19 protein-coding genes, 1 tRNA gene and 2 riboswitches are annotated in these 25273 nt (G+C 67.8%); of the genes, 8 read left to right on the top strand and 12 right to left on the bottom strand.

Annotated features, from left to right (window positions below; translation table 11 throughout):
- Positions 1-41 precede the first annotated feature (41 nt).
- The 6 genes from gcvP to AB3K92_RS23095 all read right to left on the bottom strand — a co-directional run bounded on the left by gcvP (position 42) and on the right by AB3K92_RS23095 (position 7656).
- Positions 42-2969 carry an aminomethyl-transferring glycine dehydrogenase gene (gene gcvP, locus AB3K92_RS23070; protein WP_369465877.1) on the bottom strand — a complete coding sequence of 976 codons (2928 nt, stop codon included), beginning with the start codon at positions 2967-2969 and terminating at the stop codon, positions 42-44.
- A 63-nt stretch (positions 2970-3032) separates the two neighbouring features.
- Positions 3033-3413 (bottom strand): glycine cleavage system protein GcvH, encoded by a 381-nt coding sequence (gene gcvH / locus AB3K92_RS23075; RefSeq protein WP_021164191.1) that lies wholly within the window; start codon positions 3411-3413, stop codon positions 3033-3035.
- Between the two features lie 118 nt (positions 3414-3531).
- Entirely contained in the window at positions 3532-4650 is a 1119-nt protein-coding gene (gene gcvT / locus AB3K92_RS23080; protein WP_369465878.1) for a glycine cleavage system aminomethyltransferase GcvT, read from the bottom strand.
- Between the two features lie 84 nt (positions 4651-4734).
- Positions 4735-4868: riboswitch (glycine riboswitch) on the bottom strand.
- Positions 4869-4901: 33 nt separating this feature from the next.
- Positions 4902-5003: riboswitch (glycine riboswitch) on the bottom strand.
- 123 nt (positions 5004-5126) lie between these two features.
- A complete protein-coding gene (locus tag AB3K92_RS23085) occupies positions 5127-5489 on the bottom strand; it encodes a hypothetical protein (protein ID WP_021164193.1) in 363 nt (120 codons plus the stop codon).
- A 170-nt stretch (positions 5490-5659) separates the two neighbouring features.
- Positions 5660-6712: an oxidoreductase gene (locus AB3K92_RS23090; protein ID WP_042978333.1), complete on the bottom strand. Its 1053-nt coding sequence runs from the start codon at positions 6710-6712 to the stop codon at positions 5660-5662.
- A gap of 236 nt (positions 6713-6948) precedes the next feature.
- Entirely contained in the window at positions 6949-7656 is a 708-nt protein-coding gene (locus AB3K92_RS23095) for an SGNH/GDSL hydrolase family protein (protein WP_369465879.1), read from the bottom strand.
- A 295-nt stretch (positions 7657-7951) separates the two neighbouring features.
- Here AB3K92_RS23095 and AB3K92_RS23100 point away from each other — a divergent pair, with 295 nt between their 5' ends.
- Positions 7952-10039, top strand: a complete 2088-nt coding sequence (locus AB3K92_RS23100) for a UvrD-helicase domain-containing protein (RefSeq protein WP_048025221.1) — start codon at positions 7952-7954, stop codon at positions 10037-10039.
- A gap of 140 nt (positions 10040-10179) precedes the next feature.
- Here AB3K92_RS23100 and AB3K92_RS23105 read toward each other — a convergent pair whose 3' ends face one another.
- The gene (locus tag AB3K92_RS23105; RefSeq protein WP_060159677.1) at positions 10180-11073 is read right to left on the bottom strand and encodes a cytochrome c5 family protein; all 894 of its coding nucleotides are present in this window, start codon (positions 11071-11073) and stop codon (positions 10180-10182) included.
- Between the two features lie 252 nt (positions 11074-11325).
- Between AB3K92_RS23105 and AB3K92_RS23110 the strand changes: the two genes are divergently transcribed.
- The 6 genes from AB3K92_RS23110 to AB3K92_RS23135 all read left to right on the top strand — a co-directional run bounded on the left by AB3K92_RS23110 (position 11326) and on the right by AB3K92_RS23135 (position 17597).
- A tRNA-Arg gene (locus AB3K92_RS23110) sits at positions 11326-11401 on the top strand.
- Positions 11402-11637: 236 nt separating this feature from the next.
- Complete coding sequence (locus AB3K92_RS23115) at positions 11638-11967, top strand: helix-turn-helix domain-containing protein (protein ID WP_059490270.1); 330 nt, start codon at positions 11638-11640, stop codon at positions 11965-11967.
- A 150-nt stretch (positions 11968-12117) separates the two neighbouring features.
- A complete protein-coding gene (locus AB3K92_RS23120; RefSeq protein ID WP_301854566.1) occupies positions 12118-13686 on the top strand; it encodes a TIGR04222 domain-containing membrane protein in 1569 nt (522 codons plus the stop codon).
- Between the two features lie 432 nt (positions 13687-14118).
- Positions 14119-14862: an acetyltransferase gene (locus tag AB3K92_RS23125; protein ID WP_369466851.1), complete on the top strand. Its 744-nt coding sequence runs from the start codon at positions 14119-14121 to the stop codon at positions 14860-14862.
- A 39-nt stretch (positions 14863-14901) separates the two neighbouring features.
- Positions 14902-16842, top strand: a complete 1941-nt coding sequence (locus AB3K92_RS23130) for a tetratricopeptide repeat protein (protein WP_369465880.1) — start codon at positions 14902-14904, stop codon at positions 16840-16842.
- A 92-nt stretch (positions 16843-16934) separates the two neighbouring features.
- Positions 16935-17597, top strand: a complete 663-nt coding sequence (locus tag AB3K92_RS23135) for an acetyltransferase (protein ID WP_369465881.1) — start codon at positions 16935-16937, stop codon at positions 17595-17597.
- A 10-nt stretch (positions 17598-17607) separates the two neighbouring features.
- On the opposite strand, the gene vioA is transcribed toward AB3K92_RS23135, so the two are convergent.
- The 5 genes from vioA to AB3K92_RS23160 form a co-directional block, all read right to left on the bottom strand.
- Positions 17608-18750 carry a dTDP-4-amino-4,6-dideoxy-D-glucose aminotransferase VioA gene (gene vioA, locus AB3K92_RS23140; protein WP_059490261.1) on the bottom strand — a complete coding sequence of 381 codons (1143 nt, stop codon included), beginning with the start codon at positions 18748-18750 and terminating at the stop codon, positions 17608-17610.
- A gap of 28 nt (positions 18751-18778) precedes the next feature.
- Complete coding sequence (locus AB3K92_RS23145; protein ID WP_059493915.1) at positions 18779-21118, bottom strand: tetratricopeptide repeat protein; 2340 nt, start codon at positions 21116-21118, stop codon at positions 18779-18781.
- A 245-nt stretch (positions 21119-21363) separates the two neighbouring features.
- Positions 21364-21663: a flagellar protein FliT gene (locus AB3K92_RS23150; protein WP_059493917.1), complete on the bottom strand. Its 300-nt coding sequence runs from the start codon at positions 21661-21663 to the stop codon at positions 21364-21366.
- A 25-nt stretch (positions 21664-21688) separates the two neighbouring features.
- On the bottom strand, positions 21689-23197 hold the full coding sequence (fliD, locus tag AB3K92_RS23155; RefSeq protein ID WP_048025301.1) for a flagellar filament capping protein FliD: 1509 nt from the start codon (positions 23195-23197) through the stop codon (positions 21689-21691).
- A gap of 132 nt (positions 23198-23329) precedes the next feature.
- Positions 23330-24484 carry a flagellin gene (locus tag AB3K92_RS23160; protein ID WP_021161125.1) on the bottom strand — a complete coding sequence of 385 codons (1155 nt, stop codon included), beginning with the start codon at positions 24482-24484 and terminating at the stop codon, positions 23330-23332.
- Between the two features lie 520 nt (positions 24485-25004).
- On the opposite strand from AB3K92_RS23160, the gene rpsU reads away from it, so the two are divergent.
- Positions 25005-25217 (top strand): 30S ribosomal protein S21, encoded by a 213-nt coding sequence (gene rpsU, locus AB3K92_RS23165; protein ID WP_006401410.1) that lies wholly within the window; start codon positions 25005-25007, stop codon positions 25215-25217.
- Positions 25218-25273 lie beyond the last annotated feature (56 nt).

Below are 25273 nucleotides of genomic sequence, written 5' to 3' on the forward strand. Positions count from 1 at the left end.
GCGGTGCGGGCACCATCGGACGGCTCCTGGCCTCGTGTGCGTTATGCGTATTCCGACATCGGCACGCACGAGCAGAACAGGTTGCGGTCGCCGTAGACGTTGTCCGCACGGCCGACCGGCGGCCAGTACTTGTTCGTGCCGAGCGACGCGACCGGGTACGCGGCCTGCTCGCGCGAGTACGCGTGCGGCCATTCGTTCGCGGTGACGACGGCCGCCGTGTGCGGGGCGTGACGCAGCGGGTTGTCCTCGCGGTCGGCGCGGCCTTCCTCGACCGCACGGATTTCCTCGCGGATCGCGATCATCGCGGCGATGAAGCGGTCGAGTTCCTCCTGCGATTCCGATTCGGTCGGCTCGACCATCAGCGTACCCGGCACCGGGAAGCTCATCGTCGGCGCGTGGAAGCCGTAATCCATCAGGCGCTTCGCGACGTCGTCGACGGTGATGCCGCTCGATTCCTTGATCGGGCGCAGGTCGAGAATGCACTCGTGCGCCACCAGCCCGCCCGGGCCCGAATACAGCACCGGGTAGTGCGGCGCGAGGCGCTTCGCGATGTAGTTCGCGTTGAGGATCGCGGTTTCCGTCGCGGCGGTCAGGTTCTTCGCGCCCATCATCGCGATGTACATCCACGAGATCGGCAGGATCGACGCCGAGCCGTACGGCGCGGCCGACACCGCGCCGATGCCGTTTTCGTCGCGCGAGTAGCCGGTCGAACGCTGGTTCGGCAGGAACTTCGCGAGGTGCGCGCCGACCGCGACCGGGCCGACGCCCGGGCCGCCGCCGCCGTGCGGGATGCAGAAGGTCTTGTGCAGGTTCAGGTGCGACACGTCGCCGCCGAACTGGCCCGGCGCGGTCAGGCCGACCATCGCGTTCATGTTCGCGCCGTCGACGTACACCTGGCCGCCGTGCGCGTGCACGATCTCGCAGATCTCGCGGACGTTCTGCTCGAACACGCCGTGCGTCGACGGATACGTGATCATGATCGCCGCGAGGTTCTTCGCGTGCTCGTCGGCCTTGGCCTTGAGATCGGCGATGTCGACGTTGCCCTGCGCGTCGCAGGCGACGACCACGACCTTCATGCCGGCCATGTGCGCGGACGCCGGGTTCGTGCCGTGCGCGGATGCCGGGATCAGGCACACGTCGCGGTGCGCTTCGCCGCGCGATGCGTGGTAAGCGTGGATGATCAGCAGGCCCGCGTACTCGCCCTGCGAGCCGGCGTTCGGCTGCAGCGACACGGCCGCGTAGCCGGTGGCCGCGACGAGCATCTGCTCGAGCTGGTCGATCATCTCGCGGTAGCCGACGGTCTGCTCGGCCGGCGCGAACGGATGGATGCCGCCGAATTCGGGCCACGTGACCGGCAGCATTTCCGACGTCGCGTTCAGCTTCATCGTGCACGAGCCGAGCGGGATCATCGAGCGGTCGAGCGCGAGATCCTTGTCCGACAGGCTGCGCAGGTAGCGCAGCATTTCGGTTTCGGAATGGTGGCGGTTGAACACGGGGTGCGTCAGGTACGCGCTCGTGCGCTCGAGGCCGGCCGGCAGCGCGGCGACGCCGGCGAGGCCCGCGTCCAGCGCATCGACGGCCGGCGCGGTGCCGCCCGCGGCCTGCGCGAACACGTCGAGGAGATCGGCGAGGTCGTCGCGCGTCGTCGTTTCGTCGACCGATACGCCGACTTGCGTGTCGCTCACGCGGCGCAGGTTGATGCGCTTGGCCTTCGCGAGTTCATGGACCTGCGCGGTGCGCGCGCCGGTATCGATCGTCAGCGTGTCGAAGAACGTGTCGTTGACGGTCGCGAAGCCGAGCTGCTTTACGCCGGCGGCGAACAGCGCGGCGATGCGGTTCACGCGCAGCGCGATCGTCTTCAGGCCGTGCGGGCCGTGGTAGACCGCGTACATGCTGGCCATGATCGCGAGCAGCGCCTGCGCGGTACACACGTTCGACGTCGCCTTCTCGCGGCGGATGTGCTGTTCGCGCGTCTGCAGCGCGAGGCGCAGCGCGGGCTTGCCCTGCGCGTCGACCGTCACGCCGACGAGGCGGCCCGGCATCTGGCGCTTGAATTCGTCACGCACCGCGAGATACGCGGCGTGCGGACCGCCGAAGCCCATCGGCACGCCGAAGCGCTGCGTGTTGCCGATCGCGACGTCCGCGCCCCAGTCGCCGGGCGGCGTCAGCACGGTCAGCGCGAGCAGGTCGGCCGCGACGACCACGTGGCCGCCGGCCGCGTGGATCGCTTCGGTGAGCGCGCGGTAGTCGCGCACGTCGCCGTTCACGCCCGGGTATTGCAGCAGCACGCCGAATGCATTCGCTTGCGCCGCGTCGGCGGCCGGGCCCGTCTTGACCTCGATGCCGACCGGCAGCGCGCGCGTGCGGATCACTTCGAGCGTTTGCGGCAGCACGTCGTCGGCGACGTAGAACACGTTCGATGCCGGCTTGCCGGTGCGCTGCAGCAGCGTCATCGCTTCGGCGGCGGCGGTGGCTTCATCGAGCAGCGACGCGTTCGAGATCGCGAGGCCCGTCAGGTCGGCGACCATCTGCTGGAAGTTCAGGAGCGCCTCGAGGCGGCCCTGGGAAATTTCGGGCTGGTACGGCGTGTAGGCCGTGTACCACGCCGGGTTTTCGAGCACGTTGCGCAGGATCACGGCCGGCGTGTGCGTGTCGTGGTAACCCTGACCGATATACGAGCGGAACACCTGGTTCTTGTCCGCGAGAACCCGCAGCGCGGCGAGGGCTTCGGCCTCGCTCTTCGGCTGCGCGAACGGGCCGAGCGGCAGCGTTTCGGCGCGGCGGATCGAGGCCGGGATCACGGCGTCGATCAGGGCGGCGCGCGACGCGAAGCTGAGCGTGTCGAGCATGGCCTGCTGGCTGGCGGCGTCGGGGCCGATGTGGCGTTCGGCGAACGCGTCGTGCGTTTCGAGCGCGGCGAGCGAGAGGGGCGTGCGGTTCATCAGGCGGTCCGGGTGTTCGAGCTTCATGGCGTGACTCTGGTCCCGCGCGGGCCGGCCGGCGGCCGGCGTCGCGCGGTTCGGGTAAGGGAATTAGTCGATCAGCTTGCTGTAGGCGGCGGCGTCGAGCAGGCCGTCGGTCGATGCGCCGGCGGCGAGCTTGATCTTGAACAGCCACGTGTCGTACGCGTCGCTGTTCACCTCTTCCGGCGTGTCGATGGCGTCCGCGTTGATCGCGACCACCTCGCCCGACACCGGCGAATAGATGTCCGACGCCGCTTTCACCGATTCGACGACGCCGATCGCGTCGCCCGCCTTCACCTGCTTGCCGACGGCCGGCAGTTCGAGGAAAACGATGTCGCCGAGCGTGTTCTGCGCGTGATCGGTGATGCCGACCGTCAGCGTGCCGTCGGCTTCAGTGCGGATCCACTCGTGTTCGTCGGTGTACTTCAGATCGGCCGGGACGTTGCTCATCGGATGCTCCTGATAAAAGGGTTTGTTCGTTTTGCTGGCGCGCCCGCCGGGGCGCGCCGGGTGTGGTGTTGCGCCGGGCGCCATCTCCCGGCTTTCCGGGAGGCGGGCCGCCCGGCCGTTACGCAGCGAGGACCTTGCCGTTGCGCACGAACGGCAGTTTTACCACGCGCGCGGGAAGATTCTTGTCTCGAATTTGCACCTGGACGATGTCGCCGATCTGGACGGCCGCTGGCACGCGCGCGAACGCGATCGATTCCTGCATCGACGGCGAGAACGTGCCGCTCGTGATCTCGCCTTCGCCGTGCGGCGTGACGACCTTCTGGTGCGCGCGCAGCACGCCGCCCGCCTTGCCGTTTTCCTTCTGCAGGATCAGGCCGACGAACGCGGCGCGGGTGCCGTTGGCTTCAAGGGCGGCGCGGCCGACGAAATCGCGCGGCGCGCCGAGGTCGACCGTCCACGCGAGGCCCGCGTCGAGCGGGGAGACGGTGTCGTCCATGTCCTGGCCGTACAGGTTCATGCCGGCCTCGAGGCGCAGCGTGTCGCGTGCGCCGAGCCCGCACGGGCGCACGCCGTTCTGCTGCAGCGCGTTCCAAAGCGCTTCGACGTGCACGGCCGGGACGATCACTTCGAAGCCGTCTTCGCCGGTATAGCCGGTGCGTGCGACGGTGAGATCGCCGAACGGCGTGCCGGCAACCTGCGCGGCGTTGAACGGCTTCAGCTCGCTCGTCGCGGCACGCGCGGCGGGCACGGTCGCCCAGGCCTTTTCGCGGGCGTTCGGGCCCTGTACGGCGATGATCGCGAAATCGCGGCGCGGCGCGATCGTGACGCCGTAGCCGCCTTGCTCGTTCAGCTGGTTGAACCACGCGATGTCTTTCTCGGCCGTGCCGGCGTTGACGACGACGCGGAAGAATTCTTCGGTGAAGTAGTAGACGATCAGGTCGTCGATGACGCCGCCCTGCGGATTGAGCAGGCACGAGTAGAGTGCCTTGCCGGGCGTCTTGAGCTTGCCGACGTTGTTCGCGATCGCGTACTCGAAGAACGCGCGCACGCGGCTGCCGGTGAAATCGACGACGCACATGTGCGACACGTCGAACATGCCGGCGTCGGTGCGCACGGCTTCATGTTCTTCGATCTGCGAGCCGTAGTTGACGGGCATGTCCCAGCCGCCGAAGTCGACCATGCGGGCATTGAGCGCGCGGTGCGCGGCGTTGAGCGGGGTGTGATTCAGTGCAGTCATCGAGGCCTCAGGCAAGGCGCTTGCGCGCGGATCAGAACGGCCATGTGCCGACCACCGCGGCCGACGGCCTGCGAGCGATCCGGTACATGCCCCTCTGTCCTCGATACCTGAGAGATTGCGCTGCCGGCCAGGCCTGGCGAACGCGCGCCCCTTCGGTGGGCAGCCTGCCCGCGCAGCCTATGCGCTGCGGGCTACTGCCGCTCTCCAGAGTGCGGGGAGTGTGTGGCCCGCGCGATGCACGGACGAGGTTCCCCGACGCGGTCGGTCCTTTTGCCTGAGAGTTTGCGGGTGTGCCCCTTCGGCGGCGCAACCGGCTGAAACAGCACGGTCACACGCTCTCCCGACGCGTGCGGGCGACTGTACGCGAGCAGGTGGGCCTTGTCAATTTGAGCAAAAGAATGTCGCTTCGCGACAAGCGGCGGTAAGCGGCGACAAGCGGTGCCGCCGCTTTTTCCGCGCCGGCGGGCGCCGGTGCGTTACTCGCCGATCGCGCGCGCGGCCGTGTCGAGTTCCTGGTTCAGCACGCGCTGCTCGTCGCCGGACAGGCCGCCGCTGTGCTGCGCGGACATGTCGTTCGCTTCCTGGCGGATCACGTCGAGGCGGTGGTGAAGCTGCGCGCCGTACGGCGGCGGGTAGTAGCCGCCGTTCACGCGCGCATCGATGCGGCGGTGCAGGTTCTCGATCCGGCCCTGGATCTGCTGCATCCGCTCGTTCGCGACGACCTGCGGATTCGGGCGCGGCGGAGGGGCCGGGCGAACCGGCTGCTGCGGCTGCACGATACAGGCCGCAAGCGAGGAAACCAGGACGCAGCACGCTGCTGCGCGAATCAACCGTTGCATCAACATTCTCCAGACGGATTGGTGTCGGATCGACTTTTTCGAGAAACGCGTCAGACCGGTCGGACGCTGACTTTCGTTCCCCCGGCATTTGTAACCGAATGTTCCTGTAATCGAATCCGCCGGGCCGGCCGCGCGCGTGCCGGCCGGCCGCGACCGGCCGGCGCGCGGTGTCAGATCGTGCGGCGCACGAACGGCAGCCGGCGGCCGTCGTGCTCGCTCTGCGCGGCGAGCTCGATGATCGTCATCACGTCGACGGCATCCTGCGTGGTGACGGGGAACGGCGCGCCGTCGCGGATCGACGCGGCGAGCGCGCGATAGAACTCCGCGTACTGGCCGTCGAGTGTCGGCACCGGGCGTTCGACCTCGACCTCGCCGTCGAGCACGCGCAGCAGGCCCGGCGGATTGCCGCCGCCGAATTCGACGTCGTCCGCGGTGAGGCCGGCCTTGAGCTGGTCTTCCTGCGTGTCGAGCCCGAACTTCTGGTAGCTGCCGCGTGTGCCGTGCAGTGTGAAGCGCGCGGGTTCGATCGCCGACAGCGCGCTCGCATGCAGCGCCACGTCCTTGTCCGGGTAACCGAGCTGCAGGTGCACGAAATCGGGCGCCGTGCCGTTGTCGCGACGGGTCTTGACGGTCGCGCCCACCGTTTCGGGCAGGCCGAACAGCGCGAGCGCCTGGTCGATCAGGTGCGGGCCGAGGTCGAGCAGCAGGCCGCCGCCGCGGGCGGGTTCCTCGCGCCAGCGCGTGCGCGGCGTCGGGCGGAAGCGGTCGAAGTGCGACGCGAAATACGTGAGCCGGCCGAGCTCGCCCGATTCGACGATGCGGCGCACGGTGAGGAAATCGCCGTCCCAGCGGCGGTTGTGGAACGGCGCGAACAGCCGGCTGCGCGCGTTCGCGAGCCGCGCGAGCGCAAGCGCCTCGTCGGCGGTGAGCGTGACGGGCTTGTCGACGACCACGTGGCGGCCGGCTTCGAGTACCTGGCGCGCGAGCGTGAAGTGCGTGTCGTTCGGCGTGGCGATCACCACGCATTCGATGTCGTCGAGGCCGAGCAGCGTGTCGAGATCGGGGACGACGCGCGCGCCCGGATACGCGGCCTGTGCGCGATCGGGCTGCCCCGTCGCGATCGCGGCGACTTCAGTGCGGCCGCTCGTGGCGATGACCGGCGCGTGGAACGTCGCGCCGGCGAAACCGAAACCCATCAAACCAATCCTGAGCAATGACGACATGGCAATCCCTGGCTGCGAAGGAAACTAAAGGATGGTGCGCCGAGACGGCGCGAAGACGACCGGCTATTTTGGCATGGCGCAGCCGCTCGTACCGGGGCGTTCGGGCGAAACGCGCCGTGCGACGCGGCGCTTGCGCAAGGAAGGCCGGCATTTTGCGCGGGCCCGTGTGTCGCCCGTGCGGGATTTTGCCTGCCGGCCCGCGCGGTGAAAGGCCGGTGCCGGGGCGTCGTGGTACGTCATGCGGCCGCCCGGCGCAGCACGGCGGCGGCGACTTGCGTGGCCCACACCGTGCAGGCGGCGGCACCGGGGTGGAAGCCGTCGGTGGCCATCAGGTGGCGCTCGAGCGGCAGCTCGACGCGCAGGAACGTGCAGTGCGGCTGCGTCGCGGCCCAGCCGGCGAGCGCCGTGTTGAGCCGTTTCGCGCGCAACCCGAGATACCACGCGAGCGGCTGCGGCAGCGCCGGAAAGCGCTCCATCGGCGGCACCGCCGACAGGATCGCGTGGCCGACCCGGAAGCGCGTCGCGAGCAGCCGGACGAGCTCGGCCTGCTGCGCCTGCCAGCGGGCCGGCGGCACGCCGCCCGTCACGTCGTTGACGCCGAGCGACGTGACGGCCACGTCGAACGGCTCGGCCGGTGCGGCGGCGAGCCAGTCGACGAGCTCCCGCGTGGTCAGGCCTGTGCGCGCGAGCAGCTTCCAGTGCACGCGGTGCGTGGCCGCGAGCGCGTTCGCCAGCTGCCCAGACAGCGCGTCGCGCTGCGTCGCGACGCCGACGCCCGCGGCGGCCGAATCGCCGACCACCAGCACGCGCAGCGGGGGGCCGTCGCCCGCCACGCCGTCGCGCGGGCCGGCCGCCTCGGGCAGGCGCGGCGTGACGCGGCGCACGTAGCGCCCCTGCGCGAACAGCAGCGGGCCAAGGGCGGCGGTGGCAAACGGGTATCCCATGATGTCGATCCGGTGGCGATTCAGGCGATTCAGGCGATTCAGGCGGTTGGGCGCGGGGCGGCGCCGGGTGGAGATATTGTGGCCGATCGCTGCGCGAACGGGGCCGGATTGGCCGGACGGACAAGGGGCGGCCGCGGGATCCGGCCGCGCGGCCCCGTCCAGCGGCGCTCCCGAAAAGCGGGCCGCCGACGTGTTAACATGCGCGTCCTGCCCCGCGTGTCCGCCTGCTTCGCCGGCCCGCCGCGCACGGCATCCTCCCGGCGTTCCGCCGTCAACCGCAACACCATCCGCCATCATGTCCGCAGGCCTCAATCCCGCCCAGAACGAAGCGGTGCGCTACCTCGACGGTCCCTGTCTCGTGCTCGCCGGCGCGGGCAGCGGCAAGACCCGCGTGATCACGCAGAAGATCGCGCACCTGATCGAAGCGAAAGGCTTCGAGCCGCGCCACATCGCGGCCGTCACGTTCACGAACAAGGCGGCCGCCGAAATGCGCGAGCGCGTGGGGAAGCTGCTCGAGGGCAAGACGCTCACCACGCCCGGCAAGGAAGGGCGCAAGGTGCCCGTCAACCAGCTCACCGTCTGCACGTTCCACTCGCTCGGCGTGCAGATCCTGCGCCAGGAGGCCGAGCACGTCGGCCTGAAGCCGCAGTTCTCGATCATGGATTCGGACGACTGCTTCGGGATGATCCAGGAGCAGCTCGGCACGACCGACAAGGGGCTGATCCGCAAGATCCAGAGCATCATCTCGCTGTGGAAGAACGGCCTGATCATGCCCGACGAGGCGATGGCGATCGCGGCCAACGAGGACGAGCACCAGGCCGCGCTGGTCTACCGCAACTACGTCGCGACGCTGCACGCGTACCAGGCGGTCGACTTCGACGACCTGATCCGCCTGCCGGCCGAGCTGTTCGCGAAGAACGAGCAGGTGCGCGACCGCTGGCAGAACAAGCTGCGCTACCTGCTGATCGACGAGTACCAGGACACTAACGCGTGTCAGTACGAGCTGCTGAAGCTGCTCGCGGGCCCGCGTGCGGCGTTCACGGCGGTCGGCGACGACGACCAGGCGATCTACGGCTGGCGCGGTGCGACGCTCGAGAACCTCGCGCAGCTCGGCAAGGATTTCCCGAAGCTGCACCTGGTCAAGCTCGAGCAGAACTACCGGTCGACGGTGCGCATCCTCACCGCCGCGAACAACGTGATCGCGAACAACCCGAAACTGTTCGAGAAGAAGCTGTGGTCCGAGCACGGGATGGGCGATTCGATCACCGTCACGGCGTGCAACGACGAGGAGCATGAAGCCGAATCGGTCGTGTTCCGGCTGTCCGCGCACAAGTTCGAGCGGCGCGCGCAGTTTCGCGACTACGCGATCCTGTATCGCGGCAACTTCCAGGCGCGCATCTTCGAGCAGGTGCTGCGGCGCGAACGCATTCCGTACGTGCTGTCGGGCGGCCAGTCGTTCTTCGACAAGGCCGAGATCAAGGACCTGTGTGCGTACCTGCGGCTGATCGCGAACGCCGACGACGATCCCGCGTTCATCCGCGCGGTCACGACGCCGCGCCGCGGGATCGGCAACACGACCCTCGAGGCGCTCGGCTCGTTCGCGGGCCAGGCGAAGGTGTCGCTGTTCGAAGCGGTGTACATGGGCGGCATCGAGGCGCGGCTGTCGGCGCGCCAGGTCGAGCCGCTGCGGATGTTCTGCGACTTCATCCAGCGCCTGACCGAGCGCGCGGACAAGGAGCCCGCGACCGTCGTGCTCGACGACATGATGGAGGCGATCCACTACGAGGCGTACCTGTACGACGCGTTCGACGAGCGCCAGGCGCAGTCGAAGTGGCAGAACGTGCTCGAATTCCTCGAATGGCTGAAGCGCAAGGGCACCAAGCCCGAGACGGAAGCCGTCGACGGCGAGGCCGAAGGCTTCCACAACGCCGACGGGCTCGCCGATACCGGCAAGAACCTGCTCGGCCTGATCCAGACCGTCGCGCTGATGTCGATGCTCGAGGGCAAGGACGAGGATCCGGACGCCGTGCGGCTGTCGACCGTCCATGCGTCGAAGGGGCTCGAGTATCCGCACGTGTTCCTGGTCGGTGTCGAGGAAGGCATCATGCCGCACCGCGGCGGCAGCGAGGACGACGGCCCGATCGACAACGAGCGGATCGAGGAGGAGCGCCGGCTGATGTACGTCGCGATCACGCGTGCGCAGCGCAGCCTGCACCTGAACTGGTGCAAGAAGCGCAAGCGGGCGCGCGAGACGGTCGTGTGCGAGCCGTCGCGCTTCATTCCGGAGATGGGGCTCGACGATGCGCCGCCGCCTACCCCGGAAGAGGCGCCGATGTCGCCGAAGGACCGGCTCGCCAGCCTGAAGGCACTGCTGCAGAAGTGACGCGGCGGCGCCGTCGGGCGTGCGGTGTTTCGACGATCCGACGATCTGACAGTCAGCCGGTCAGCGGGTCAGCGGGTCAGGCAAAAAACAAACCCCCGCGGTGCGTGTGCGCCGCGGGGGTTTTTTCTGGCCGGCCGGTGTTACTTCGCCGAGTTGACCATGTAGTCGACGGCGGCCTTCACGTCGGCGTCGGATGCGTTCGACCCGCCCTTCGGCGGCATCGCGCCCTTGCCGTGCAGCGCGTAGTTGTAGACCGTGTCCATCGAGTCCTTCAGGCGCGGCGCCCAGTCTTCCTTGCTGCCGAACTTCGGCGCGCCGAGCACGCCGGCTCCGTGGCAGGCCACGCAGGTCGACGAGTACAGCGCCTTGCCGGCGGTTGCCGCATCGGCGCTGGCCGGGGCGGCCGCCGGTTGTTCGCCGGCCTTCGGGATCGCGGCGATCGCGGCCTGCGCGGCGGCGATCTGCGCGCTCGCGGCGTCGGCCGGGCCCGATGCGCCTGTCGCGCCGCTGGCGGGCTGCGCCGCGTTGGCGGCCGGTGCGGCCGGTTCGGGGAAGTTCGCGCCGTCGTTGTTCGCCATGTAGACGATCGCGCGGGCGATTTCATAGTCGCTGACGTCGTCGGGGCTCGTGCCGCCGCGCGGTGGCATCGCGCCCTTGCCGGCCAGTGCCGTCTTCAGCAGCGTGTCGAAGCCTTGCGAGATGCGCGGCGCCCAGTCGTCCTTGTTGCCGAATTTCGGCGCGCCGGCGGCGCCCGTGCCGTGGCAGGTCACGCAGACGGCCTTGTAGACAGCCTCGCCGGTCTTGTACGTGCGGGGCGCGTTGGCGTCCTTCACTTCGACCTGCGCGAGCGGGGCGATACGCGCGGCGACCTGCTCGTCGGATAGCGCGTCCGTGCCGGCGCCGGCGCGGAACGCATGGTTCGCATAATTGGCGAACAGGACGATCAGGATGATCGGAATCGCGAACGACGCGATGATGACGGCAATCAGCTGCCCGGGGGTTTTGACGGGAGATTCGTGGGGTGCTTCGCTCATGCTTGCCTCGTCTCCGTGAATAGGAATTGTGAGCGCGGTGCAACGGCAAAATGGCAGTCCAATGAAGCACGGACGATTATAGACGGAACGTTTACATCACGGCGAGCGGTGCGATGGCGCGTGTTTACCCGCACGCAGCACGGTGCGGCGGGGATTCGTCGGGCAAGGTGGACGCGTCATGGGAAACCGGGTATCCTTGCCGTCTTGCCAATAGTGGGCGGCCTGTATATTGGGGTCGTTTCACTGTCACACGCGCCCGTAGCTCAATGGATAGAGTACTGCCCTCCGAAGGCAGGGGTTGCTGGTTCGATCCCAGCCGGGCGCGCCAAAACATGCCTGTTCAGGCGTTCGGCGGTTTCGCCGTCTCATCCGCATCACCATTTCTCCGCTTGCAGTAATATTCCGGCCGGCTATCCGAATGGCGGTTTCCGATCGCACGCATCCGACCGAGCGAAACCTTGCACCGATGTCGTTCGATGCACCCGAAGCCCGCCTGAAACACCGATTGAGCATGTCGACCGAAACGACGAACAGCCGCCCAGAAGCCGGCGGCGCGATCCCCGCATGAGCAAATCCCTCCCAGTCCAGATCATCAACGGCCCGGACGGCGCGCCAGCCTTCGTCGTGATTCCGTACGCGGACTATGTCGCGCAGCGGTGCGCCGCACGCGACCTGATTCCGCACGAGCTCGTGACGCGCGTCGTGTTCGACGGAAGCTCGCCCGCCCGTGCGTGGCGCGAGCATCTCGGCCTGACGCGGGCCGAGGTCGCGCGGCGGATTGGCATCAGTCGGTCGGACTACGCCAAACAGGAAAAGCGCGGGAAGCTGCGCAAGTCGATGCGCAAGAAGGTCGCGGCCGCGCTCGACATCACGATCGCGCAGCTCGATTTCTGACTTTCCGACCCGCGGCGCAACGCGGCGAGCGGCCCCGGATGCAGGTGGCCGGCACGCCGTCGCGCCGCCTCGCCGATGTGCGAGAATCCCCCGCAACGACAACTCCAAGCGTCGATCGCGGCGGCCGTCCGCGCATCGCGCCGACTCCCGATGGCTGCCATTCCGTCTACCTCGATCGCAGTCGATGCCCGCGCGCTGACCGATGCGCAGCACGCGTTGCTCGCGCGTCTGCACGCGTATTCCCCTGACGACCCGAACGCGCCGTTGCCGTACAGCCGGCGTCTTGCCGAAGCCGAAGGCTGGTCGCATGCGCACGCGCTGGCCGTGATCGACGAATACAAGCGCTTCGCGTTTCTCGCGCAGGCGGCCGGACACCCGGTCACGCCGTCGGTCGCGGTCGATGCCGCATGGCATTTCCACCTGCAATACACGCTCGAATACTGGGACGTCTTCTGCGCCGGCGTGCTGCGCGCGCGGCTGCATCACATGCCCGGCACGGGCGCGCCGGACGAGGCCGCCGTGTACGCGCAGCGTTATCGCGACACGCTGGACAGCTATCGCCGGCTGTTCGGCTGCGAGCCGCCGGAGTCGATCTGGCCGCGGCCTGCCGGCCTGCGTGCCGCGCCGGAATCGTCGGAGCTTGGGCCAGATCGGCTTGCTGCCGGCGCATCGGCCGAACGGGAGTCACCGATCGGCAGAACCTGGCGCAGTCGGCTGCCGAAACTCGTGTGGCCGGCGGCCTTCGCAAGTGTCGCCGCGACCTGTGCATCGGCGCAGGACTTCAACGTGCTGAATTACACGGGACCGCAGTTTCTCGCGTTCTACGTGCCGGCCTGCATCATTGCGCTGCTGTTGATCGTCGGCCTGCAGCAGATCGAATACCGTTGCCGGCGTAGGAGCGTATTCACGCGTGAAGCGGTGCCGGACCTGACGCCCGAGGAGGTTGCGTATATCTCGGGCGAGGAGCCGCGGGTTGTGCAAGTCATGACGCTGTCGCTGATTCATGCAGGCGCGATCGACCTGAAGATGGCCGGACGGCTGGGCACTCGCGTACAGATCGGTGACCCGGCACGCGCGGGGGCTTACGCGGACGAGTGCGAATGGCTCGGCGCGCAGCCAGGCGGGGAGGCGAGCTTTGGCGCGTTCCGTCAGCTTCTTGCGCGCCGTGCGTCCGAACACGCGGATGCGACACGCCGGCGTGGCTGGTTTTGGGCACCCGGGGAGATGCTCATGGCGCGGCTGGCCGCGCGCGCGATTCTGCTGATCGTGCTGGGCACGGGCATGGCGAAACTCGCGGTCGGACTGAGTCGCGGGCGACCGGTGCTGCTGCTCGGCATCAGCATGGCGGTGTTCGTGATCGCCTACCGCATGATCGTGCGACGCATGACCGGTTTCGGGCGCGCCGGCCTTTCGATTGGCGCGCGGGCGACGCTCGACGCGCACCGGAAGGATCGACAGGACGCGCGCAATACGCCGGACGAGTTGCTGTGGACCGCTGCGCTGTTCGGCGCGGGAGCGCTGGCCGGCACCGCATGGGCCGCGCATGCAAGTGCGTTGATGGAGCCGCCGCCATTGGCGCGGGCTGCGATGGCAGCGCGCACGGGCGGCTCGGATTCTTCCGGCAGCAGTTGCTCGTCGTCGAGCTGCAGTTCGTCGAGTTCGTGCAGTTCCAGCTCGTGCAGTTCGAGTAGTTGCGGTGGGTGTTCGTCGAGTAATTGAGCGCGGGGGCGGTGATGGAGAGTGAGGGGCGCGTCGTTGGTGAAGGCCGCGGCAGCACGTAGCCACATCGCCACTGCGGCCGGCTCCCGTGACGGAACCGGCTGGCCGGATCGAAGCGGCGACTCTGCCGACGTGTGAGCATCACGAAGGAAAATCGGGCGCCAACGCTCGAGCGCGAAATGATTCGCGCGCCGGCCGCTGCCGGCAATTCCTCATCGACGCGTGGTACGTCGAGCCGTGGGCACGCGAGACCCCACCAGCCCCTATCTCCGGAACAGAAGCCAGAACGCCGTTCTTATTCGATGTCGGCTACCGTCGCCGGCTTTCTATACTGCATCGTCCATGCTCGTGGCCGATGTGCCGCGACGTTTTCCACCGCTGTTTCGAGCGGCCCGGCATCGAGCCGCCGCACCGGCACACTTGCGACCGCGAATGAACGTTACGACCTCCGACGATTGTATTGGCGTGCTGCCTGACCATCCGTGGGCGAAGCATTTCATCGTGCTCGGCTACCGGGATGGCGCCTTTTCGGCGATTCCGAACAATTTTTTCCGCAACTGGGTCGATGAAGAGGCGCCGATGGGGACGTGTCATATCGGCCGGTGCTCGTCGATCGGTGTGGGCTCGATCGCAAAGTACGATCGGGACGTTCAGAAACTCGTGATCGGCAAGCACGTGGCTGGCGGAATGCGTCTGCGGTTCCTGTTGAATGGCCAGCACGAGATCCGGACCATTTCCACGAGCCTGCTCAGCCTCTACGGTAACGGCCTCGAGAATCCGCCGATGCCGCAATACGCGGACACCGTGATCCACAACGACGTCTGGATCGGCGACGAAGCGCTGTTTCTCGGCGGCAGTCAGATCGAGAGCGGATGCGTGATCGGCGCGCGGGCCGTCATCCCGCCCAATTTCCGCACCGAGGCGTACGGCATTTATGCCGGTTCGCCGGCCCGTCTGATTCGCTTCCGCTTCACGGAAAAAGTGCGCGAACGACTGCTGCAGCTCGCGTGGTGGGACATGCCCCTCGACTGGATCAAGCAGAACAACGACGCATTTCTGGTCGATCTCACCGCCGACGAAGAGCGCGCACTCGACACGCTCGCAGCGCTCCAGGAAGCCAGGGACCGGGCCGTCAGCCAGCCGGGCCAAACGGCCGCCGTGCCGGCGTCCGTCTGACCGTCCGTTCGCGCCGCGCGCCGCGAGGCGCCGCATGACATGACCCCTGCTTCCGACGAATCCGCGCTGGTTCAACACGCGGCGACCCTGTGCCAGAACGGACAATTCGCCGACGCACTGTCGCTCGTCGCGCCCCTGCTCGACCGGTCGGCGCCGGCAGTCGCGGCGCTGCACATCGCGGCCGTCTGCGCGCTCGGCCTGAACCGGCTGGCCGACGCGGAAGCATGGTGGCGGCGCGCGATCGACGCGATGCCGGCGTTCGAGCCGGCCTGCGACGGCCTCGGCGCGCTGCTCGTGTCGCAAGGGCGCCTGCCCGATGCCGAGGCACTCCTGCGCCGGCAGCTCGCGTCCGTCACGCCGTTGCGGGCGTCGCACCATCACCGGTTCGGCAAGGTGCTCGAAGCGCTCGGCCGGCTCGATGAAGCGGAACAGGCATTCGGGCAGGCGCTGCTGATCGAGCCGCAGTCGGCCGACGTGCTGACCGATCTCGGCAACCTGTTGCGTGTGCTGGGCCGCCACGCCGAAGCGGAACTCGCCTACCGGCTCGCGATTACCGTGCGAGCGGACTTCGTGCTCGCGCACGCCAATCTCGGCGCGATCCTCGTCGACATGCAGCGGTTGCCGGAAGCGGAAGCCGCCAGCCGCCAGGCGCTCGTGCTGTGCCCGGATCACCCGGAGGCGCACTACAACCTCGGCGTCGCGCTGCAGAACCTCGATCGCCTGCCGGAAGCCGAAGCGGCCTATCGCGACGCGATCCGTTGCCGTCCCGGCCTGCCTCAGCCGCACAACAATCTCGGCTGCGTCCTGCGCGCGCAGGGGCGCCACGACGAAGCGATGGCCGTGTTCGCCGACGCGCTGTCGCTCGCTCCGGACATGGCCGAAGTGCACTACAACCTCGGCACCACGTTCGCGCATGCCGGCCGCCACGACGACGCCGAACGCGCGTACCGCCGCGCGCTCGAACTGCGTGCGGACTATGGCGATGCGCGTTTCGGCCTGGCGACGCTGTTGCTCGGCCTGGGCCGGTTCGAAGAAGGCTGGCGGCGCTACGAATCACGCTACGAACAAACGGCGTTCGTGCACCGCCGGACCCGCGAGGTGCTGCGGTGCGCGCAGTGGCAGGGCGAGCCGCTCGCCGGCAAGACGCTGCTCGTCTGGCAGGAAGACGGCCTGGGCGACATGCTGCAGTTCAGCCGCTATTTCGCGGAATTCCGGGCGCGGCACGCGGCGCGCGTGGTGTTCGCGTGTCAGCCCGCGCTGCATCGGCTGATGGCGACGGTCGACGGCGTCGACGCGGTGCTCGATCACGAGACGGCGACGGCGCAAGCCGCGCAGTTCGATTACTGGACGAGTTTGCTGAGCGCGCCGATGCACACGGGCACGACACTCGACACGATCCCGCCGCCGGTGCGGCTCGCGCCCGATCCGGCCAGCGTCGCGCGCTGGCGCGCACGCCTCGATGTATTGCCGGCCGGCCCGCGCGTCGGGCTCGTGTGGAAAGGCAACCCGAAGCATCACAACGACGCGCACCGCTCGCTGCCGTCGCTTGCGTTGCTGACGCCGCTATGGAGCGTGCCGGGTGTGAATTTCGTGAGCCTGCAGAAAGGGCAGGGCGAGGACGAGGCGCGTCAGCCGCCGGGCGGCCTGCCGCTGCTGCACCTGGGCTCGGAGCTCGACGATTTCGCGGATACGGCAGCGATCGTCGCGCAACTCGATCTCGTGGTGTGCGTCGACACGTCCACCGCGCATCTGGCCGCGTCGCTCGGCAAGCCTTGCTGGGTGCTGCTGCCGAATCAGGACGTGGACTGGCGCTGGATGCACGGCCGCGACGATTCACCGTGGTATCCGGGCACGGTGCGGCTGTTCCGGCGCGGGCGCGACGAGAGCTGGATCCAGATGGCCGAGCGCGTGCGGGCGGCGTTTGCCGCGCATTTCGCAGCGGGTCGCGTGACGGCGGACGAGACGGCGCAGGTCGTCTGACGTGACGGCGCGCGCCGCGCGGGTGCGGCGACGCGGCATACTGCGGGGAACGCGGCAAGGCCGCCCCTGCTTTCAGATCAATCGAGGCCCTTGTGGAAAACATCGTCATCGTCGGCTCGTCCGGTCACGCCAAGGTCGTGATCGACATCGTCGAACAGGCTGGCCGGTACCGGATCGCCGGGCTGATCGATTCGTTCCGGCCCCGCGGCGAGGAGACCCTCGGCTACGCGGTACTGGGCGCCGAACGCGACCTGCCGGATCTGGTCGGTGCGCACGGCATCGCCGGGCTGCTGGTCGCCATCGGCGACAACCACGCGCGCGAGAACGTGACGGCCGCTCTCGCGGCGCTCGTGCCGGGCCTGCCGTGCGTGTCGGCGGTGCATCCGGCCGCACGCATCGGCAAGGCGTCTGCGATCGGCGCGGGTACGGTCGTGATGGCCGGCGCGGTGATCAATCCGTGCTGCGCGATCGGCAACGGGTGCATCGTCAACACGAACGCGTCGCTCGATCACGACGGCACGATGGAGGATTTCTCGAGTCTCGCGCCAGGCGTCGTCACGGGCGGCAACTGCCGGATCGGCCGCGGCGCGGCGATCGGCCTCGGCGCGATGCTGCGGCACCGGATCGCGGTGGGCGAGCACGGCGTCGTGGGCGCGGGTGCGGTCGTGCTGCACGACGTCGAGCCGTACACCGTCGTGTACGGCAACCCGGCCCGCCGGATCCGCGCGCGCGCGGCCGGCGAGCGTTACCTGTAGGCGTCGCGCGTCAGCGCGCGATCAGCTCGACGATACGGCGGACCATGTCGTCGGTGAGCGCCGGGTAGATCGGCAGGCACAGCACCTTGCGCGCGGCCTCGGTCGCGACGGGCAGGTTGTCGCGGTTGGCGGACGGCAGCCCGCGGTACATCGGGAATTCCGAAATCAGCGGATGGAAGTAGCGGCGCGCGTACACGTCGTAGTCGCGCAGCTTCCGGTACAGCCCGTCGCGATCGAGCGGATAGTCTTCGTCGACGAGGATCGCGAAATACGCGTGGTTCGCGACGGTCTGGCCGCCGAGCGGCACGCAGCGGATGCCGCGCACGTCGGCGAGCAGCGTGCGGTACAGCGTGTCGATTTCGCGGCGGCGCGCGAGTGCGCCGTCGATGTGCTGCAACTGCAGCATCCCGAACGCGGCGTTGATTTCGCTCATCTTGCCGTTGATGCCGGGCGCGACGACCGTGACTTCGTCGACGAAACCGAAGTTCTTCAGGTGGTCGATCCGTTGCTTGGTCTTCGCGTCGGGGCAGATGATTGCGCCGCCTTCGAACGTGTTGAACACCTTCGTCGCGTGGAAGCTCAGCACCGACAGATCGCCGTGGGTGAGCACGCTGCCGGTGGTGTTCTGCACACCGAACGCATGCGCGGCGTCATAGATCACGCGCAGGTTGTAGTTGTCGGCGATCTTCTGGATGGCTTCGACGTCGCACGGATTGCCGTAGCAGTGCACGGGCATGATCGCGGTGGTCTGCGGCGTGATCGCCGCCTCGATGCGCGCGGGGTCCAGGTTGAGCGTGCCGGGCGTGACGTCGACGAATACCGGCTTGATGCCGTTCCACAGTAGCGAATGCGCGGTGGCGACGAATGAATACGGCGTCGTGATCACTTCGCCGTTGATGCGCAGCGCCTGCAGCGCGGTGACGAGCGCGAGCGTGCCGTTCGCGAACAGCGACAGGTGCGGCACGCCGAGATATTCGCACAGCGCGCGCTCGAACTGCTGGTGGAACGGGCCGCCGTTGGTCAGCGTGCGGCTCTCCCAGATCTTCTCCAGGTACGGCAGGAATTCGTCGAGCGGCGGCAGGTGCGGCTGCGTGACGTAGATGCGTTCGTGCGGCAGTTGCGCGACGGACGACGCGGGCAGGCTGGCGGTCATGATGGTCTCTCTCGATCTGACGTGAGGTTCAGGCCTCTGCCGCGGCCTGTGCGGTGGTCATGTCGTCGAACAGCGGTGTGTCGAATGCGGTCGCGGGTTCGCCCGCGCACCAGCGGGTCCACATCGTGCGCAGCGCCGACGACAGCCCGGCCGCGACGACAGCCGGCCGGAACGCGGCTGACTCTCCGCAGCGCGCGCGCAGGCCGGCGCGAAGCGCCTGCAGCGCGGCGGTGTCGCGGCCGAGCGCGAGCGCCCTCGCGACGAAGTCGTCCTCGTCGGTCGCGATGTACGCGTCGAGCCCGACGTGCTGCAGCCAGCCCGCGCTGCCGCGCCCGGCCATCGTCGCGCCGGGGATCGTCACGGTCGGCACGCCCATCCACAGCGCGTTCAGCGTGGTCGTCGAACCGGTGTAGGGGAACGCGTCGAGACAGAGGTCGACGCCGTGATGCTGCTGCATGTAGACGGGAATGTTCGAGCGCCGGTGGAACGTCAGGCGGCCGGCATCGATGCCGGCGGCTGCGAACCATTCGGTCAGCGTCTGCTGGTCGCCGTCGCTGCCGATCGCGCCGAGCGCCATGCGCGCGGTCGGGTCCGCGTGCAGCACGCGCGCCCAGACCTCGATCACGTGCGGGCTCAGCTTGTTCAGGCGGTTGAAGCTGGCGTACGTCGTATAGCCGTTGTGCAGCGCCGGCAGCACGTTGACGGGCGGGCAGTTCGGCGGCGGCATGAACGGCGCGATCGCGGGTAGCCGCACGATCTGCTCGATGAACTGGTCGTCGAATGCGCCGTGCGGTGCGACGAAGCGGTCCGTCAGGTAGTAGTCCATCGCGGCGAGGCCGGTCGTGGCCGGATAGCCGATCCACGACGCCTGAACCGGCGCGGCGCGCTGCGCCAGCGCAGCGAGCCGGTTGCGGCCGGTATGGCCCGACAGGTCGATCACGATGTCGATGTGGTCGTTGCGCACGCGTTCGAGGAAGGCCGAGTCGCTCATGCCGGTGACGTTGCGCCAGGTCGTGGCGTGGGCCTTGAAGCGCTCGGACGTGTGATCTTCCTCGAAGTGATTGTGATAGAAGTGCATCGCAATGCCGGGGTCGGCCGCGAGATGCTCGATCACGGGCACCGCGTAGGAGGCGACTGCGTGGCTGTACAGGTCGCCCGACACGAAGCCGACCTGCAGCTTGCGCGCCGGATCGCGCGGGTTCGAGAACACGGCCGCACGCTTGCGCTTTTGATTGTCGTAGCGCTCGCCGAACTTGCGGTGCTCCGCCACGAGCGCCTGCGGATCGAATTCGCTGCTGTGCGCGATACAGAACAGCATGCTGCTGTGGGTGACGCTGTCGGTCGGGTTGATTTCGATCGCGCGCTTCAGCCAGCCTATCGCTTCCTGCGTTGCGCCCAGTTCGAGCAGCACGAAGCCGAGCGTGCCGCACGGCGCGGCGGCCCCGGGCGCGAGTTCGACCGCGCGCCGGCAGGCCGCGAGCGCTTCATCCGTGCGGCGCAGCGCGAACAGCACGAGACCGCGAATCCGCATGGCCTCCGGGTGATCCGGCTGAAGCTGGTACAGGCGCGTGCACTGCTCGTCGGCTTCCGCGAGACGGTTCATCGCCCGCAGCGTATCGGCCAGCAGGATGCGCACGAGGACTTCGTTCGGCAGCAATTCGACCGTGCGCAAGCCGGCCTCGATCATCTCCGCGAAGCGGCCTTCCCGGTGAAGCGAGGCGGAAAGCGCGCGCCAGCATGCGCCGTCTTCCGGATAGTCGTTGACCAGTTTTCGCGCAAGCGCGGTGGCTTCTGCGTGCCTGTTCTTGTCGAACAGCGCTGCGTGCTTTTGCAGCAGCGTCTGATTGGGGCGGCGGGCAGGCTTGCCGGAGTCGCTCCGCCCGGCCGCGGTTTCCAGGACGATCGCCGCATCGATGCCGCTTGGGGCGGCCGCGACCGCTGCAGTTGCGAGCACGATGTCGGGTGACGCCAACTGGGCGATCAGGCCGTTCAGCGCAGGGCCGTGCACGCCGCGCTGCTGCGCGATTTCGACCGCGATCCACGCGGCGGCCGTCTGCCCGCTGCGATGCAGCGCATGAATGTAGCTGACCCAGTAGTAGCCGTTGTCCGGGCTCGCGCCGAGGGCGGCTTCGAAATGCGGCACCGCGTCGGCCGCGTGGCCCGTATCGGCCAGCAGCACCGCGAGGTTGTAATGCGCATCCCCATGCGCGGGCACCGCGTCGAGGATGGCCTCGTACAGTGCCCGGGCGTCGTCGAACGCGCCGCTGCGCTGGCGTTCGAGCGCGTTCTCCATGACGAGCGCGATGTCTTGCGCAAGCTGCTGTTCGGGCGTGAGCGCGGCGGAGGCGGGCAGTTCGGTCGAGAACATGATGGGATCTGCGGAAAGTCGGTCGATACCATTATGGGTAGCGCGCCGCTGCGCCGATGCCGCGAGATGACGGTAAAAGCCCGGTCAGTTTGGCCGATTGAACGGCCCGCCGCGGGGCCGGGCGGCACCCCAAAAAAAACGCCCGCACGAGGCGGGCGGAGGCGAACGAGCACGCCCTCACATCAGCGCGTAGTTCTTGTTGTCAGGTTGGCGGCGCGCGTGTGTCGGGCGCCGCGTGGCGCGATTTAACGGCTCGCGATGCTCTGGTACTGGCCGACGGCCTGCACGCGGCCCATCGCCGCCTGGTATTCGTTGGTCAGCTCCTGCTGCGCGCGTTGCGCGTCGGCGAAGATGCGCGCGTTGCTGGCCTGAATCCGGCGGATCGCGACGATGCCGGCCGGCGGCTGATCGGCCGCGAGCGACGCAACGAGCGGCTCGCGCAGGTCGACGAGGCGCGCCGCCTCGATCCAGTCGGCCATCGCGGCCGCATGTTCGATCGCGTCGGTGAGCGCGTCGAGCTGGGCGATCAGTTCGGTCTGTTCCATCGTGGCTCTCCTGTCCGGCTAGCTGTCAGCTCTTGTTGCTCGACAGCGCGCCGGCACTGTTCGTGCCGCCGAACAGCTGCGTCAGGTACTGCGAGTTGCTGTTCATCGTCGCCATCAGCGTGTTGAGCGCGGTGAATTGCGCCTGGTACTGGCTGGTCAGCTGCGCGACATAGTTCGACAGGTTCGTCTGCTGCGTGGCGACGCTTTTCAGGTCGTTGTTGAGCGCGGTCGTGCGTGCGGCGATCAGCCCGCCCGTCTGCGTGTAGTTCGTGATGTCCTTCGTCAGCTGCTGGCCGATCCCGTTCGTCGAGTTGAACAGCGACGCGACGCCGGTCGGGTTGTTCTGCAGTGCGGAGTTGAGCGCGGTGCTGTCGACCTGCAGCGTGCCGTCGGCCTGCAGCGTGACGCCGATCGACGCGAGGTTGACCGTCGAGCCGTTGCTGCTCACGCCGCCCGCGACGACCGACGCGAGTGCGTTGCGGATCGTGTTCAGCGTCGAGTCGCCGAGCAGCGGGCCTTGCGACGACGCGCCGGCCGTGAAGCTCGACAGCGAGCCCATCGTCGTGACGAGCGTGTTGTAGAGCGTCACGAAGTTGTTGATCGCCGACGCTTGCGTCTTCGTGTCGGTGGCGACCGTCAGCGTCTGCGGCTGCGTGCCGCTGACGGCGGCCGAGGTCAGGTTCAGCGTGACGCCGGTGATCGCGCCCGTCACGGTGTTGCTCGCGCTCGTCGCGGCGATGCCGTTGATCGTGAAGGCGGCGTCCTGCGCGGCGGTGCTTTGCTTCCACGCGGCGCTGCTGTTGGCGGACGCAATGGACGACTGGCCGCCCGTCGTGCTGGCCGTCGACGTGACGCCGAGGCTGGAGAGGCCGTTGTCGCCGGTCACGTTGCTGACCGTGACGCTGATCGCATTCGCCGCGCCGGTCGGCGTCGAGCTGAGCACGAGGTGCGCGCCATCGCTGCCGTTGACGACGGACGCGACGATGCCCGGGTTGCCGGTCGTGTTGTTGATCGCGGCGGCGATGCCGGACAGCGTGTTGTTGTTGCTGCCCACGTTGACCGTGAACGACTTGCTGCCGAGCGACAGCGTCATCGTGCCGGTGCCGAGCGCCGTCGACGCACCGAACGCGGCCGACGACAGCGACTGCGACGTCGCGATCTGCGTGACGCCGACCGAATAGCTGCCGGCGACAGCGCCGGCGCCCGCGGTCGCGGTCAGGCCGGTGCCGCTCGCGGTGGCGGTGAAGGTGTTTTGCAGCGAGCCGTTCGACAGTGTCGTGACGCCGGCCTGGAGTGCGCTCAGCGCGGCCGAAAGGGCGCCGTACGCGGAAATCTGGGTGTTGTCGCTGGCCTGCTGCGCGCTGAGCGCGGCGGTCTGGCCGGCGGTCTTCGCATTGACGAGCGCCGTCACGAGCGAGTTGACGTCCATCGACGAGTTGCCGGTCGATCCGCTGATGATCGATTGGGCAGCCTGTTGCAGCGCGCTGTTGGCCGAGCTGTTGGCGGCGGTGACGGCGGGATTGATCGTCGACATCGTAGTGCTCCGTGCGGCGGGTAGTCCGTGAAATTCTGGATAAGGACCTGGCGGCGGGGCAAGGCCCCGCGCGCCAAGTGACTACGGCCGGGCCGCGCGTTACGCGGGGCCCGGCCGTGGGTTGCTACGCGATTACTGCAGGAGCTTCAGGACCTGCTGCGGCAGCGAGTTTGCCTGTGCGAGCACCGAGATGCCGGCTTGTTGCAGCACCTGGTTCTTCGACATGTTCGCGGTTTCCTGCGCGAAGTTCGCGTCGGTGATCTGCGACTGTGCCGACGACAGGTCGGTCGATTCTGCCTGCTGCGCCGTGGCGATTGCCGTGAAGCGGTTTTGTGCCGCACCGAGCTGTGCCTGAACGTTGTTCACCGTCTGCAGCGCGTTGTCGATCGACACCATCGCGACGTTCGCACCGCTGACGGTGCTGATGTCGAGGCCCGACACGGTTGCCGGCTTGTTGACGGCGTTGATCTGCGCAACTGCGTTCGTGATTGCGGTGAGCGCCGCCGACGACATGCTCGTGCTGGTTGCGCTCGCTTGAATCGACAGATTGCCGACTGCCGTGCCGTTGCTGGTCGTTGCGCTTGCGCCGAACACGGACTGAGCAACGGTTTGCGCGATGGCGCCGCCGTTCTGGTCGGTGAAGGTGTAGCCACCTTGACCGTCCGACAGCACGTTGATCGCCGTAATGGCCGCGCCCGACGACGTGTACACGCCGGCGGTGTCGAGGCTCAGGCCCGTCACCGTGCCGACCGTCTGGCCCTTCTGTACCAGGCCGCCGCCGATCTTCGCAGCCGACATGCTTTGGCTCAGGTCCAGCGAAATCGTCTGGCCGACGTTCGCGCCAACCTGGAACGACACGATGCCTGCGTTGCCGTTCAGGATGTTCGTGCCGTTGTACGTCGTTTGCGACGCGATACGGTTCACTTCCTGGATCTGTTGCGCAACTTCCTGTTGCAGTGCTGCCTGGTCGGTCGAGGACATCGTGCCCGTCGACGCCTGGACGGCCAGCTGGCGGATACGTTGCAGGCTGTTCGTCAGCGACGACAGTGCGCTCGATGCCGTTTGAATCATCGACACGCCGTCGTTCGCGTTCGACACGCCCTGGTTCAGACCGTTGATCTGGGTCTGCATCCGGGTCGAGATCGCGAGGCCTGCTGCGTCGTCTGCCGCGCTGTTGATGCGCTTGCCCGACGACAGGCGGGTGATTGCCTGCGACAGGGCGTTTTGCGAGCCGTTGAGGTTCTGCTGTGCAACCAGCGAGTTGATGTTGCTGTTAATTCCGAGCATGGAAAAATCTCCTGTGTAAGCCGAAAGCCCTGGAAAGCCGTTTTGGCGTCGGCGGAAGCACTCGTTCATTGCTGGCCGCCTCAGAGCAGGATTTCGGCGCACCAAAACAAAACTTGAGGGGCGCGTTGAGATTCGGCCCGATTTTTTATCCTTCTTTGTCATTTCGGACCGACCCAGCACGATGCCGGATGGAAGTAGCCCGAGAGCGGTCCCGGCACGCAGTCGTTCGCCTGTGCACACGCATTCGACAAAAGGGTGGTTTTGTCTGTGATTCCCTGCTATGATGGCGGGCTGAATTGAGATTTCTGTCAAGCCTCTGCCGTTTTCGGCGTGTCTGCTGGCAGTCAAACGCGGCGCTGCACGCGGCTTGTGAAGCGTACTCGCGGTGCTTTCCGCCTCTCTTTTCCGGCCTCCGAGGCCGTATTTCCGCTCGTTTCGCCTGTTTGTGGGGACGCTCGGATGGCCGGTGCGTGGCGCTTGGCCGCTACGTTTTTGACCGTTTAAGCAATTTAGGAACGACATGACGACGATTCTTCTGAAAGAAAACGAGCCGTTCGAAGTGGCGATTCGCCGCTTTCGCCGTGCTATCGAAAAAAATGGCCTGATCGCTGAACTGCGCGAACGCCAGTCCTACGAAAAGCCGACCGCAGTCCGCAAGCGCAAGAAGGCAGCAGCCGTCAAGCGCCTGCACAAGCGCCTGCGCAGCCAGATGCTGCCGAAGAAGCTCCACTAAGAGCGTCTGACGGTTCGCCGCGAAACGGCGGAGCGAGCTTCGAAAGAAGCCGCTCC

Origin of the sequence: Burkholderia sp. Bmkn7 (assembly GCF_041103175.1) — a bacterium.
In the GTDB taxonomy this organism is placed as follows: Bacteria; Pseudomonadota; Gammaproteobacteria; order Burkholderiales; family Burkholderiaceae; genus Burkholderia; species Burkholderia cepacia.

Coding starts and splice junctions, on each gene's coding strand:
- gcvP (WP_369465877.1), bottom strand. CDS start 2,969: ATGAAGCTCGAACACCCGGACCGCCTGATGAACCGCACGCCCCTCTCG.
- gcvH (WP_021164191.1), bottom strand. CDS start 3,413: ATGAGCAACGTCCCGGCCGATCTGAAGTACACCGACGAACACGAGTGG.
- gcvT (WP_369465878.1), bottom strand. CDS start 4,650: ATGACTGCACTGAATCACACCCCGCTCAACGCCGCGCACCGCGCGCTC.
- AB3K92_RS23085 (WP_021164193.1), bottom strand. CDS start 5,489: ATGCAACGGTTGATTCGCGCAGCAGCGTGCTGCGTCCTGGTTTCCTCG.
- AB3K92_RS23090 (WP_042978333.1), bottom strand. CDS start 6,712: ATGTCGTCATTGCTCAGGATTGGTTTGATGGGTTTCGGTTTCGCCGGC.
- AB3K92_RS23095 (WP_369465879.1), bottom strand. CDS start 7,656: ATGGGATACCCGTTTGCCACCGCCGCCCTTGGCCCGCTGCTGTTCGCG.
- AB3K92_RS23100 (WP_048025221.1), top strand. CDS start 7,952: ATGTCCGCAGGCCTCAATCCCGCCCAGAACGAAGCGGTGCGCTACCTC.
- AB3K92_RS23105 (WP_060159677.1), bottom strand. CDS start 11,073: ATGAGCGAAGCACCCCACGAATCTCCCGTCAAAACCCCCGGGCAGCTG.
- AB3K92_RS23115 (WP_059490270.1), top strand. CDS start 11,638: ATGAGCAAATCCCTCCCAGTCCAGATCATCAACGGCCCGGACGGCGCG.
- AB3K92_RS23120 (WP_301854566.1), top strand. CDS start 12,118: ATGGCTGCCATTCCGTCTACCTCGATCGCAGTCGATGCCCGCGCGCTG.
- AB3K92_RS23125 (WP_369466851.1), top strand. CDS start 14,119: ATGAACGTTACGACCTCCGACGATTGTATTGGCGTGCTGCCTGACCAT.
- AB3K92_RS23130 (WP_369465880.1), top strand. CDS start 14,902: ATGACCCCTGCTTCCGACGAATCCGCGCTGGTTCAACACGCGGCGACC.
- vioA (WP_059490261.1), bottom strand. CDS start 18,750: ATGACCGCCAGCCTGCCCGCGTCGTCCGTCGCGCAACTGCCGCACGAA.
- AB3K92_RS23145 (WP_059493915.1), bottom strand. CDS start 21,118: ATGTTCTCGACCGAACTGCCCGCCTCCGCCGCGCTCACGCCCGAACAG.
- AB3K92_RS23150 (WP_059493917.1), bottom strand. CDS start 21,663: ATGGAACAGACCGAACTGATCGCCCAGCTCGACGCGCTCACCGACGCG.
- fliD (WP_048025301.1), bottom strand. CDS start 23,197: ATGTCGACGATCAATCCCGCCGTCACCGCCGCCAACAGCTCGGCCAAC.
- AB3K92_RS23160 (WP_021161125.1), bottom strand. CDS start 24,484: ATGCTCGGAATTAACAGCAACATCAACTCGCTGGTTGCACAGCAGAAC.
- rpsU (WP_006401410.1), top strand. CDS start 25,005: ATGACGACGATTCTTCTGAAAGAAAACGAGCCGTTCGAAGTGGCGATT.